The organism is Sphingobacteriaceae bacterium (assembly GCA_002319075.1).
In the GTDB taxonomy this organism is placed as follows: Bacteria; Bacteroidota; Bacteroidia; order B-17B0; family Aurantibacillaceae; genus Aurantibacillus.
This window is the reverse complement of the sequence record NVQB01000001.1, coordinates 2,145,135-2,158,136: the sequence shown is the minus strand read 5'-3', so window position 1 is coordinate 2,158,136 and position 13,002 is coordinate 2,145,135. Positions and strand designations below refer to the sequence as shown.

General features: G+C 38.5%; 11 protein-coding genes. 3 read left to right on the top strand and 8 right to left on the bottom strand.

The genetic code is table 11. The annotated features are described in order from the left end of the window. Positions 1-16: 16 nt before the first annotated feature. From CNR22_09425 to CNR22_09390, 8 genes are all read right to left on the bottom strand, one after another. Positions 17-2,041 (bottom strand): urocanate hydratase, encoded by a 2,025-nt coding sequence (locus CNR22_09425; GenBank protein PBQ31980.1) that lies wholly within the window; start codon positions 2,039-2,041, stop codon positions 17-19. 284 nt (positions 2,042-2,325) lie between these two features. Continuing rightward, positions 2,326-2,946 (bottom strand): thioredoxin family protein, encoded by a 621-nt coding sequence (locus tag CNR22_09420; protein ID PBQ31979.1) that lies wholly within the window; start codon positions 2,944-2,946, stop codon positions 2,326-2,328. Positions 2,947-3,122: 176 nt separating this feature from the next. Continuing rightward, the gene (locus CNR22_09415; GenBank protein ID PBQ31978.1) at positions 3,123-4,130 is read right to left on the bottom strand and encodes a 3-oxoacyl-ACP synthase; all 1,008 of its coding nucleotides are present in this window, start codon (positions 4,128-4,130) and stop codon (positions 3,123-3,125) included. Beyond that, positions 4,127-5,065, bottom strand: a complete 939-nt coding sequence (gene plsX / locus CNR22_09410) for a phosphate acyltransferase PlsX (protein ID PBQ31977.1) — start codon at positions 5,063-5,065, stop codon at positions 4,127-4,129. The genes CNR22_09415 and plsX overlap by 4 nt, the downstream gene beginning before the upstream one ends. 86 nt (positions 5,066-5,151) lie before the next feature. Further along, positions 5,152-6,399, bottom strand: a complete 1,248-nt coding sequence (locus tag CNR22_09405; GenBank protein ID PBQ31976.1) for a hypothetical protein — start codon at positions 6,397-6,399, stop codon at positions 5,152-5,154. 89 nt (positions 6,400-6,488) lie between these two features. Next, positions 6,489-6,674 carry a 50S ribosomal protein L32 gene (rpmF, locus tag CNR22_09400; GenBank protein PBQ31975.1) on the bottom strand — a complete coding sequence of 62 codons (186 nt, stop codon included), beginning with the start codon at positions 6,672-6,674 and terminating at the stop codon, positions 6,489-6,491. 11 nt (positions 6,675-6,685) lie between these two features. Further along, positions 6,686-7,234, bottom strand: coding sequence for a hypothetical protein (locus CNR22_09395; protein PBQ31974.1), 549 nt, complete (start codon positions 7,232-7,234; stop codon positions 6,686-6,688). A gap of 135 nt (positions 7,235-7,369) precedes the next feature. Beyond that, positions 7,370-8,989 carry a hypothetical protein gene (locus CNR22_09390; GenBank protein PBQ31973.1) on the bottom strand — a complete coding sequence of 540 codons (1,620 nt, stop codon included), beginning with the start codon at positions 8,987-8,989 and terminating at the stop codon, positions 7,370-7,372. 203 nt (positions 8,990-9,192) lie between these two features. Between CNR22_09390 and CNR22_09385 the strand changes: the two genes are divergently transcribed. From CNR22_09385 to CNR22_09375, 3 genes are read left to right on the top strand one after another with little or no spacing between them, the layout of a single operon-like run. Next, entirely contained in the window at positions 9,193-11,355 is a 2,163-nt protein-coding gene (locus CNR22_09385) for a hypothetical protein (GenBank protein PBQ31972.1), read from the top strand. 6 nt (positions 11,356-11,361) lie between these two features. Next, the gene (locus CNR22_09380; protein PBQ31971.1) at positions 11,362-12,159 is read left to right on the top strand and encodes a hypothetical protein; all 798 of its coding nucleotides are present in this window, start codon (positions 11,362-11,364) and stop codon (positions 12,157-12,159) included. Between the two features lie 14 nt (positions 12,160-12,173). After that, the gene (locus tag CNR22_09375; GenBank protein PBQ31970.1) at positions 12,174-12,989 is read left to right on the top strand and encodes a hypothetical protein; all 816 of its coding nucleotides are present in this window, start codon (positions 12,174-12,176) and stop codon (positions 12,987-12,989) included. The last annotated feature ends 13 nt before the right edge of the window (positions 12,990-13,002 follow it).

Here is a 13,002-nt window from a genome sequence, read left to right as displayed (position 1 = left end):
AGCAAATCACTACAAATTAAATCAAACCTTCCAGTGTTTTATCGTCCACCAAATTGGGAAGCGTCACTTTTAAATCAGGACGGCGGGCCATTTCGCGTTTTATAGCAAATAGCGCTTCATCGTTGCGGGCCCAACTTCTACGGGCAATCCCATTATTCACATCCCAGAAAAGCATTTGTTCTAATTTACGCTCTGCTTCTGCACTTCCATCTAACACAAGGCCAAAACCACCATTAATAACTTCACCCCAACCAACACCACCACCATTGTGGAGACTGATCCATGTGGCACCTCTGAACGAATCTCCAACAAAGTTTTGTACGGCCATGTCCGCTGTAAATTTACTTCCATCATAAATGTTAGAAGTCTCGCGGTAAGGGCTGTCGGTTCCGCTTACATCATGGTGATCGCGTCCTAAAACAACTGGTGCAGAAATTTTCCCTTCTTTGATCGCTTTGTTTATCGCCTGCGCAATTTTAATACGTCCTTCACTGTCAGCATAAAGAATACGTGCTTGTGAACCCACTACCAAATTATTTTGTTGCGCCTCTTTGATCCACACAATATTATCATGTAACTGTTGTTTAATTTCGTTAGGCGCAGTTTTATAGATCTCCTCGAGAACTTCTTCTGCTAATTTATCAGTTACAGCAAGATCTTCGGGTTTTGCAGATGCGCACACCCAACGGAAAGGACCAAAGCCATAATCGAAACACATGGGCCCTAAGATATCCTGAACATACGATTTGTATTTGAACTCACCATTTTCTTTGTTTGCAAATACATCACCGCCTGCGCGGGAAACTTCTAACAAAAATGCATTTCCATAATCGAAAAAGTACATGCCTTTTTTAGCCAAAGCATTTACGGCATTTATATGACGAACAAGCGTTTTCTGAACTTCTTTTTTAAAGTGCTCAGGCTTTTCGGCCATCAGTTTATTACTCTCTTCGAGACTTAACCCTGCAGGATAATATCCGCCCGCCCAGGGATTGTGCAATGAAGTTTGATCGCTTCCAATATCAACGCTTATGGAGTCTTTCTCCAGGCGCTCCCAGAGATCAACCACATTACCTTCATAAGCTAAACTAACAGCTTCCTTGTTTTGTTGTGCTTTTTTGGTACGGGCCATTAATTTGTCGAGGTCGGTAAAAACTTCATCCACCCAACCTTGTGAATGGCGGGTCTTAACAGCTTTTGGATTTATTTCAGCAGTAATAGAAACAAGTCCGGCAATTTTCGCAGCCTTTGGTTGCGCGCCACTCATGCCACCGAGTCCGCAGGTGACAAATAGTTTGCCGCGACGCTCCTCTTCTGTTTTAAATTTTTTACGGGCAGCGTTCATAACGGTTATGGTAGTGCCGTGTACGATGCCTTGGGGACCAATGTACATAAAGCTTCCCGCAGTCATTTGTCCGTATTGTGTTACACCAAGTGCGTTAAATTTTTCCCAATCATCGGGCTTGCTATAGTTCGGAATCATCATCCCATTGGTAACTACTACACGTGGAGAATCCTTCGGTGCCGGAAAAAGCCCCATTGGATGTCCGCTATAGAGCACGAGTGTTTGCTCATCGGTCATAGTTGCTAAATACTGCATGGTTAAAAGGTATTGTGCCCAGTTTTGGAACACAGCGCCATTTCCGCCATAAGTAATTAGTTCCTGAGGATGTTGCGCAACGGCATAGTCGAGGTTATTGCTAAGCATGTGCATAATAGCAGCCGCTTGTTTGGATTGATGTGGGTAATCGAAAATAGGGCGGGCGTATATTTTATAATCCGGGCGAAAACGGTACATGTAAATTCGCCCATAAGTTTTAAGTTCTTCAGCAAATTCTTTTGCTAAAACCGCGTGGTGTTTTTTATCAAAATAACGCAGAGCATTTCTGATGGCTAATTTTTTTTCATCGGCATTCAGAATGTCTTTACGCTTGGGAGCATGATTTATGTTTTGCTCAGGCGTTTTATGAGCAGGCAATTCAGAAGGAATTCCCTGAAGTATTAATTCTTTGAAAGTGAGTTGTGTCGTAGCTGATGACATATATAAATTTTACTTTTTAGTGTCTTTATCAAAATTACCTGTTTTTTTATTATAACCGTAAGGACAATGTCTACAGCCGCTTTTGCAACAATGACCGCGCTTTAAATGGTACTTTTCGGTAAAAACAATGTAGCCTTCGGGACTGTAATAAAAATCTTCAGGATCGAGGTCTTTCTTAAACATGGCGTGTAAAGATAGCAATTCAACAGCTTTAAATAAAAAAGGTCCGGCAAAAGCCGGACCTGCTAGTTTTTATTATCCTTTTGAGCCTAGTCGAGAAATACTTATTCAATACGTTTAATGGTGCAACCGATAGATTTGGTTTCCTGCGTTTTTGGAATTTCGTTTTTGCTCAAAGCAGTAAGGGCATTTTTTAGGTACGGATCTTTAACCGCCGACGGATCTTTTACATTATCGTCAATAGCACCTTTGTAAATAAGTCCTTTTGCATTAAATAAAAAACACTGGGGGGTGCGCCCAGCTCCGAAAGCGTTGGCCAGTTGACTTTTTTCGTCAACCGCGTATATACACTTTAAGTGTTGTGAGCCATAATACTTTACCATTTCAGCATAACTATCATCTTCGCTACGTTGAGCTTCATTGCTGTTGATTATGGCACAACCAATTCCGTTAGACTGGCAATAATCAGAATAATCTTTGATGCGGCTGGCGCTAAGTTTAACGTAAGGACAAGTGTTACATGAAAAAATAACAAGCAAGCCCTTTTGAGTTTTTGCTTCATTCAAACTAATGTCTTTACCCGAAACATCCTTCATTTTATAATCAGGCAGTGGAATAGCAGCATTTAAGGCGAGCTCTTCAAGTGGAGGAAGAAAATTACTGAATGAGAAAAGGCCGGTACACAGAGCCAGTAGTATAACAATTAGAGATTTTTTATGCTTCATAGCCTATGATTTAGTTACATACAAATGTAAACTATAAATAAGTTAAAATGCCTCTATAACAGTGTTAAATAGCTGAATTTGAGGGTCAAAAATAGCTTGTTCGGCGAAATTGGGGGTATCTAAAATAAAAAAGCTCCGTATCGCGGAGCTTTTAAAAGGTTAGTATGTAAGAAAAATTATTTTCCGGTTTTACTTCCGTCGTATGCCCATTTCAGGAACACTGCCCCCCAGGTAAAGCCGCCACCAAAAGCGGAGAGTATAATATTATCTCCTTTTTTCAATTGCTTTTCGTAATCCCAAAGTAATAGGGGAATAGTTCCTGCAGTGGTATTTCCGTAGCGTTCGATGTTCATCATCACCTTTTCAGATCCAATACCCATGCGGGAAGATGTAGCATCAATAATGCGTTTGTTAGCCTGGTGCGCTGCTAACCAGGTAACATCCTCTGCAGTTAGATTATTTTTCTCCATAATTTTTGCGCTTACTTCAGCCATGTTGTAAACGGCATGTTTAAAAACAGCCTGTCCTTCCTGGTGAACAAAGTGCATCCGTGCATCCACGGTTTCGTGGCTTGGTGGTCTTAAAGAACCTCCAGCTTTCATATGTAAATGTGTTGCTCCGTTTCCATCGGAGTGTAAAATAAAATCTTTGATCCCAACATCTTCTGTAGTAGGCTCTAATAAAACGGCTCCGGCACCATCGCCAAAAATAACGCATGTGGTTCTATCGGTGTAATCGATAATGCGGCTCATCATGTCGGCACCAACAACCACAACTTTTTTGTAACGACCTGTTTCTATAAATTGAGCACCCGTAGTAAGAGCATAAATAAATCCTGAACAGGCGGCGCCAAGATCGAAGCCCCATGCTTTATTAGCCCCGAGTTTAGCGCAAATAAGGTTGGAGGTTGCGGGAAAAGTCATGTCAGGCGTTACTGTTGCACAAATTAAAAGGTCGATCTCTTCTACTTTAAGCCCGCTTTTTTTGCAGAGAAGTTTTACAGCTTCTACGCCCATATCGGAGGTAGCTTTATTCGGATCGTTCTCTATGTGTCTTTCTTTGATCCCGGTGCGGGTAGTGATCCACTCATCCGTGGTATCAATCATTTTTTCGAGATCTTTATTAGTAAGAATGTTTTCCGGCAAATACCCTGCCACGGCTGTGATTGCAGCTTTCATCATCATTGAAAAATTTGTTCTATTTTGTCGTTCAGCTTGGCATCCACTACATCTTTAGCCAGCAACAACATGTTTTTAAAAGCCAGGGAGCTGGAGATACCATGGCCAATTAATACATTGGCATTGATTCCCAGAACTGGTGTTCCTCCGTAGAGTTCGTAATTAAATTTATCGAAATACTCGTCGCTGCGGTTACGTGTTTTTATTACGTCGTAAAAAGCTTCCGCCGTTTTAAGAAGGATGTTTCCTACAAAACCTTCGCAAACTACTACATCTGCTTTATCTGAAAACACTTCGCGACCTTCGATGTTTCCTACAAAATTAAAATCTTTAGAATCCTTCATTAAGGCATGAGTAGCCTGGGTTACAAGGTTTCCCTTTTCAGGTTCTTCGCCAATATTGAGCAAGCCAACTTTTGGATTTTTTATTTTATAAACTTCCTGCGCACAAATAGATCCTAAAATTCCGAATTGATATAATACATCGGGTTTGCAATCTGCGTTTGTTCCTACATCAAGCACAATACCAAATCCTCCATTTTCTTTAGGAAGTATAGAGGTAATGCAGGGACGAATTACGCCAGGAATCGCTTTAACTGTAAACATGGCTCCTACAAGCATTGCGCCTGTATTGCCAGAACTCGCAAAAGCGTCGATATTTTTTTCTTTTAATAGTTTATATCCCAAAGAGATGCTGCTATTGGGTTTTTGAGAAAAAGCTTTTGTGGGGTGTTCTCCCATTTCAATAGTTTCGGTAGTATGTACGTAGTCAAATTGATCTGGGTTTACTCCATTTTTTGTAAAGTACTCTTTAGCGGCATTGCTATCACCAATCAAAACCAATTTAACGTCGGCTGGTAACTCTTTCGAAGCCATCACTAGTCCTTCAAGACAATTTTTTGGAGCGAAGTCCCCGCCTAAAATATCAAAGCCAATCTTCATATTTTATACATAAAACTTTAACTAAAGCACAATAATACAATTTTATATGCTTAAAAACACCTTAAATAGGCTTGCATTTATAAAATTTAATTGTGGGAAAAATTTAACTCAATTTTTGCTCCGGCCTCATTTGAGAACCGTACTTTCCCATCAATCTGTTCGGCTAATGTTTTGATAAGATAAATGCCAAGGGACTGATTTTCAGAATCTACATTAAAGTCTTTAGGAAAACCTAAACCGTTGTCTTTCATGATTAAAACAACCTGACCTTCCTTTAATTTTATACTAATGTTGAATACACCGTTTAATTCCTCGCAAGGTTTATACACATATTTAATGCAATTGGTTATAACCTCATTAAGTATCAAACCAAGCGGAATAGATTTACTGACCGGTATATTTACGGCATCGAAGTCTTCGTTCACTTTCACTACTTTTATAAGGTTATACGAGTATAATAATTCATTCAGGAGCTCAGAAGCATATTTGCCAAGGTTAATATTTTTGAGTTCAACATTTTCGTAGAGCATTTTGTGCACCAGGGCCATACTCATTATACGGGTTTTACTATCGCTTAAAACCTGTTTGGCCTCTTCGTTTTCAATGGCATCTTTCTGCAAATTCAATAGTCCGGAAATAATCGCCAGATTATTTTTTACACGGTGATGTAACTCTGCCAGCAGCACCTCTTTTTCTTTGAGCGAAACATTAACGATCTCTTTTGCTTTTTTAAGATCATCATTCTGAATAATAATTTCCTGGTTTTGTTTATAGATAATGCGGGTGAGTAAAAACGTTAGAACGGCGGTAAGCATGGTTGCCATTACTAAGTCGAAATACCACAAAAGTCTTATTTGAGCAGGTGTGAGGGTAGTTAAACGGAGCGCAGGGAAGTCTAGCAAAAGCCCGCCAATAAAAAAGCCCGCGCAAATAGAAAAGTGAATGACCGAATATTTGTTCTTGAAACTTGGATTATTAAGGAGTACTATACTTACTATAAGGGGAAAATAAAACAGGTAAGACCCGGTTTCGAAGGGATAGTATTCGTTTATAAAAAAAATAGAAAGATTTATATTGATGGTGAATAGCAGGAAGGATGCTGTTGTGTGTCGGACCTTGTTTAAAAAAATGGAAACTAAAGAAAGGCACAAGAAACAAGTTACCGGAACAAATGCGAAGTCGCTGTGAATGATAAAGTAGTTGCTGTATCCAACAAGAATCAGGAAAACAACAAGAAGGTTAATAAGATTGGTGGTTTTAATACGCCTCTTTTCATAGGAAGATTGAGTGTCTTCTACACCTAAAACAATCAATGCATTAAGAGCTTTTTTCAAGAATACCGGGTTAAGGCCTCAAGTATAGCAAAAAAGCAGGCATAATCTACCTGCTTTCTTAATAATATTAAAAATAAAAGAAACTTTGCTTATGCTTTTTTCTCCATTACTACATTTCCTTTGTAGTAAAGTTTTCCTTCGAACCAGTGTGCACGGTGCATCAAATGCGCTTCGCCTGTAGTTGAATCTTTTGAAATAGTCATTGATGGTGCTTTGTATGTTGCGCGACGTGAATCTCTACGAGAGCGCGACATTTTGCGTTTAGGATTTGGCATGATTTCTTAGTTTAATTTTTATTAAATTTTATTTTATTTAGTTTTTCCCACAAGGGGTTGTTTTCCGGCGCGGGACTTTCTTCCGAAGTATCCGTTGTCAGATTATTTAGTTTATCCAGCGTTTCGTAATCACATTTAAAACTTTCACGATCGGGATCATCAAGTTCGCAGGGAACACGGCGCGCTGGTATGGCTAAAATAATATATTCATATAAATAGTGAGAAACGTCAAATTGTTCCTGTCCTTCGGGAATTACCAATATTTCATCGGTGCTTTCTGAAGGGTTACCGTGCTTGATCACAAGATCTCCTTCGGCTTCTATAGGAAAATCAAAATACTTCAGACAACGGTCACAATCCAAACCTACGGTTCCGTAGATATTAAAGTGCATCTGCAATAAATTGTTTTGCTTGGTCAGTGTAGCGTCTACCTGGATATCAGCCTTCTGAACCTCACTATTTTCAACTGTATTAAAGAACGAATCGTCTACATCAAATTCAAAATCGTGTAAACCAACAGGTAATCCGCCAAATTGTATTATGTATTGACTTTTCCCCATAACCTCTTTTTTAAAAAGGACTGCAAATATAGGTTTTTTGTTTGATGTACAAAATTTATTAACAGTTTAGTACCCGCTATTTCAAGGAATTTACCCGAAAAAAGTCCGGAATTGGCTTTCAAATGTAAAATTTGTTTAAAAGTCGCGGTAAACGTTCCAGAAACTGGTTTTAAAACCTATATAAATAAAAGGATTTTGAAGGAGGTAACCTCTGTTATTTTTTTCTGAACGTTGAATGTAAGCCAATTCCAGACGCATATTAAGATTGGGGATAATGTACCAGGTATATTTTAACTGGCTTTGCATTAGTGTAGTTTTAACGCCTTGCGTTGTAAAGTTTCCGTAATCCGATGTTCGCGTATTGTAAGATAAAAAGATGTTTTGCCCAACGTTTGAATGCGTTCCTGCACTATCCTTACCTATGCTCGCGTACATTCCCTGCCAGCTAAATTCTGACCTTTTTTTTCTGTAAGTTATAAATCCCAAAACTTCTTTAAAATTGGCACCCAGAGGGTGCGCCAGGGCCTTGCCATAATGCGAATAATTTTGCGTTACTAATCCATGAGTGTATGTGTAAGGCCTTACCTGGTTGTATTCTACCTGCAATTTTAATCCTTCCACACCAAATGCATTTATGTATTTTGCACCGAGCTGCCAGGCTTGTTTGTTAGCCCACCAGCCATTACGCGCTCTTATTTCTTTTAATAAAAATTCATCCAGACCTAATTGTCCGTAGAGTTTTATAGTCTTAAGAAGAGTTACATTCAAGTTTAAACCAATAAAAGAGTTATCCGGCGAGCCTACCGAATACTCCTGTGGCCGGAAAAAAATAATGGGATTTAAATAGTTTACTTCAAAGGTTCTGGCCTGGCTTGTGTCTGTGCCCCGCCAGACAATGTTTTCGAAAAGTCCGATATTAAATCCTTTTACCACATTATAACTGAGATAATGAAAGGTGCCATACTTATTGTTGAAACTTTTTTGTCTTCCATTAGCGGTACTTACATCATTCATAATGGTGTACCATACGTTGTATTGTAGTCGCCAGATATTCGTATTGATTCTAAAAAAGGGATAGGCTGGCGCGTAATCGCTTAAGAGTACGCTTCTGTAGCCATCGCCTATAAAGTGTTTGTCGCGCCCTGCCTGAAAGTTAAAAACCTTGTTGTTTTTTGGCGAGTATGAAATATAGCCTGTGTAATCAAAAAAGGAGTAGCCACTAGCATTGGAGCCATAGGCTTGACCAGACTCCGGAATAATTTTTTGAGCGGCCAAACCAGTGTCGATAAAAAAGGGGAAAGAACTTTTGCCACCGTAAATAGTACCTGCAAAAGTAAAATCATTATTGATGTTGGTTTTTATGTGAATGCCTCCAAGACTTGATATTACAGCTTTTTTTGTAAGAAAATCGGCACCTGCCTGAAAATCAAGAATCGGGTGGACCTGTAAATTGAGCCAGTTTACATTTTGCGGTTTTTCATTAAGCGTTTTACTAAGAAAGAAATTCTTAAAAGAATAAAATTGAAACGGCACCACAGAATCGGTGGCATCGGCGAAAGTGCTGCTCAGGTAGGGCTTAAAAGCAGAGTGAAAGGTAGTGTTAGGTTTAGAAATGCTCCAGTAATCAAATGCTTCCTGCATACCCTGGTTCATAAAGGCATTTTTAGCCATAGGCTGATATTGAGCTTTAGCAGCGCAAGCCAGGAGAAAAAAGAAGAATATTTTTTTTACAGGCACTTCGGCAAAAGTAAGCAAAATCTAAACGTTAAAACGCTTATAATATATGGGTTCTGCGCTTTTGGGATTAAGGAATTAATTATATTTAAGTTTTTCAAAACCCATGATCTGTCATCTTCTCTTTTCAAAGACTGTATTCCTGTTAAAACGAAAGTTCTATACGAATTCGCTGTGCACGCGGGAGATTAATTAAAATTAATATATTTACCTTCCACACTTAAATGATGAAACATCTCACACACTTGTTGCTCCTTTTTTCGGTCATTTGCACAGCGCAACAAAACCTTAAAAAAGATTATGAACCTCTTAAATCTAAAGGCGAATTACCTGCTGTATTTACACAGAATATCAGGAACGTCATTAAACAAGATATTACCGAATTAAAAAATAAAAAGGAAACTGACAAAGGTCTGAAGTCCACATTCCTTACCGCTTCCAATTATCAGATTGAACGCATTGTTAGAAGTGGCAACACTCTTATTAATGATGAGATAACTGTTTACCTGAATAAAATAACGGACGTTATTCTTAAAGATAACCCAACGCTTAGGAAACAGTTAAATGTTTTTACATTAAAGTCTTCGATTGTTAATGCTTATAGTTTTGACAAAGGTTATATCTTTATTGATATCGGTTTAATCGCACAGGCGGAAACAGAAGCGCAACTTGCTTTTATTATCTGTCACGAAATTTCCCATTACACAAAACAACATCACATTAATAGTTATGTAAAAAATGCTGAGATTGACCAGAAGAATTATAACGGTCACAATGAAGACAGGCTGATAGAAAAATGTCAGTATTCAAAAGAGAATGAAAGTGAGGCAGATATTGAAGGATTTAAACTTTACGAACGTTCTATTTACAATCTTAAGCAGGCAGAAAAGGCTTTTGATATGCTTCAATACGCGCACTTGCCTTTTGAGTTGGTTGAATTTAAAAAATCATATTTCGAAAGTCCAAACTACGTTTTGCCAAAAAGTTATTTTCTTCCTCAGGTTTCAGCCATCAAGGATAATTCGAACGAAGACGACACAAAACAAACACACCCCAATACCAAAAAGCGTAAACAAGCAATCGGTGATATTGTGAGCAACCGCGATAATACTAACCGTGTTAATTCTGTTCTGGGTCAGGATAAATTTGAATACATGCGTGATCTTTCGCGTATGGAGTTATGCAGACTTTATCTAAAAAGCAGAGACTATCCGAATGCTTTGTATGCAGCGTATATTATGTCTTTAAAATATCCCGCTAACGAATATCTTGCCGAAGTAATATCAAAATGTTTGTATGCTATAGCGCTTTATGACAAAGGTGAAATCACTTACAGCAACGAATCTAATCTTGAAAATGGCTTCACCGCATACGGAGAAGTAGAAAGTTACCCGCAGCAGTTGTACCATCTCATTTCAAAAATGCCTGAGAACGAATGGACTATTTTGTCGCTCAACTATGTTTACAGGGCACACAAAAAATTTCCTGAAAATAAATCTTTGTCTGCTGTTTCAGATAGTTTGTTTAGCCTGATGAAAAGAACAAAATGGGGAATAAGTGAATTTGCAAAACTTCCAAAAAAAGAACCTGTAATTAAAAAAGATACGGCAGCCGTTGCAGAAGAAGCTCCAAAAGAAACCAGTTCAAAAACCGAATTGATTGCTAACATGCAAAAAGAAAGAAATAGCAGGAGCGACGATACGATTTATTACAAAGAAGTTTTTGTTGATCTTTTTGTGAATGACCGTGAATTCGCAGAAAAATTCCCTGGTTCTGGCCTGGATGAATCAGCTTCGGGCTTAAGCAATTACAACTCCTATAGTTCAAGCTCATCCTATTCCAGGAAAAAAAACATGCAGGGAACGATCAAAGTTCAAAAAGTGGTATTACTGGAGCCCTTTTTTATTAAAGTGGATGAAACAAAGCGGGAAGAGATACAGTACATATCTTCTGATCAGAAGCAGGAAAGCTATAGTAAAACGTTAAGTGAATGCGCACAAAAACTAGAGTTTGAAATAATTACAATTGATCCGAACTTATTACAATCAAATGAAGTAGATAAAATAAACGATTATTCGGTTCTAAACGATTGGTTTGACGAGAAGTTTGATACGGATAAAGAAAAATTGAAAATTCTTAATACCGACGATATTGAAGATGTCATTAAAAAATACGGCACGCCCTATGTCTTAAAAACCGGCATCGCCACAGTTACTACAATAAGCGGAAGTAAGAGAACTTATTTTTACGGATTTCTTTTTGATATTCGTAAAAACGAGCTTATCTACCGCAAATACGAATACTTTAAAACCAAAGACCGAAAAGATTTGGTAAATGCTAAAACTTACCAGATGTTATACGAATTAAAACACCCCATTAAAAAATAAGCTATGATGTCAGGAATAAAAAAAGCTGGCTGGGTGCTTTTAATTTGTTGCTCAGTTTTAAAGGTGAGTTCTCAGGCTCCGGGGTACATGGGTAAAAGGTTTTCTGCCGGTTATGGCATTTATGCAAACCCAGCGTTTAACAGTATTGGAAGAGGTTTTAGCGACAATGCTTTCAACACTTTGCACGAACTATTTATAGAATGTGCCCTGGATAAAAAATTCTCGCTAGGCTTGTCTGCGCAGTTTTTTCGCTATAAATACAACAATAAGGCAGGTGTTATGTTAGATCAGGCCTACCAATCGGTTTACAGTCTGAGCATAAATTCTCATCCAAGCGGGAGTTATCTGCTGAAAGGGCGGAATTATAAACTGTATGGTAAATTTTTTAAAGACCGTTACCTGGCACCCTGGGGCAAATATTTTACCTTAGGAATTTCGTTGAATCAAAGTATCGTTTCTTACAATCCCGATGAAATGGGTGTTGCTGGTGAAACGCGTGTTGAGTCTTTTGTGACAGGAGAGTATGTTTACCAGGATTATTTTTATAATGACTTCGGCCCTACACGACAAACCTATAAATCGGTAGATATCTTTTTTGGGAACGGGAACAGCCGTGTTATTGCGAATACTATAACGCTCGATTATGGGTATACCATTGGTTGCCTGGCTATGACGCAGATGTTTATAGATGCATTGGATCTTAATGAAATAACTCCTGACAACTATATTGAAAGAACAGCTAAAAACAGATCGGCAGCTGTAAACAGATTTAATTTTTATCTCAAAATAGGATATCTCTTCTAGCGAAGTGTTGAAACATGAGAAGATTTTTATTTTTTTTAATCGTAGCAAGTTCTTTAGTCTCTCATGGACAGGCTCCGGGCTATATGGGAAAGAAAACTACCATAGGTTATGGCTTTAATATAAATCCTGCAATCACTGCAGCTCTGGCAGACTATGGCACCAGTATTGTTAACACCCAGCATGAATTTTTCATCGAACAGGTTCTTGGAAAACGTTTTTCACTTGGCGCTTCCTTTAAACTATATAAATCTACTTATAATAATACCGGACAGGTAGACATGAAATCGGAATATTACAACGCTGGCTATATCTCTTTCTCGACGTACCAAATAGCGGGTTATGGAACTTCGCCCTACCTGGCAGATCCTCAAGGACAGATTAAAATTAAAGCCAGAAATTTCGCGCTCTATACCAAGCTTTTCCGAAGAAAGTATGTTGCGCCCTGGGGTAAATATATTTTATTGGGGGCCACTTTAAATGTGAGAACGGCCAGCTACAATCCTAATGAAATGAGAGTAGAGGATAGAATACAAACCAGTTCATATCCCTACACTTATGAAGACATCACCTTTAATGATTTTGGAGATATAAAGCAACGCTATCTGTTTCCGGATATGTTATTTGGTATGGGAAACTGCCGGATAGTGGGTAAGCACTTGATAATTGACTACGGATGGACGATGAATGTGGCTGCAATGGCAGCAGGAGTTGTTGACGCTTTTGATATATACAAACCTGAGCCAGACGAGTACATTCAAAGAAATTCAGGTATGCGTGTGAGAGGAATAAACCGCTTCAATGCTTTTGTAAAAGTTGCTTATCTTTTTTAATAGTTAAGGAATG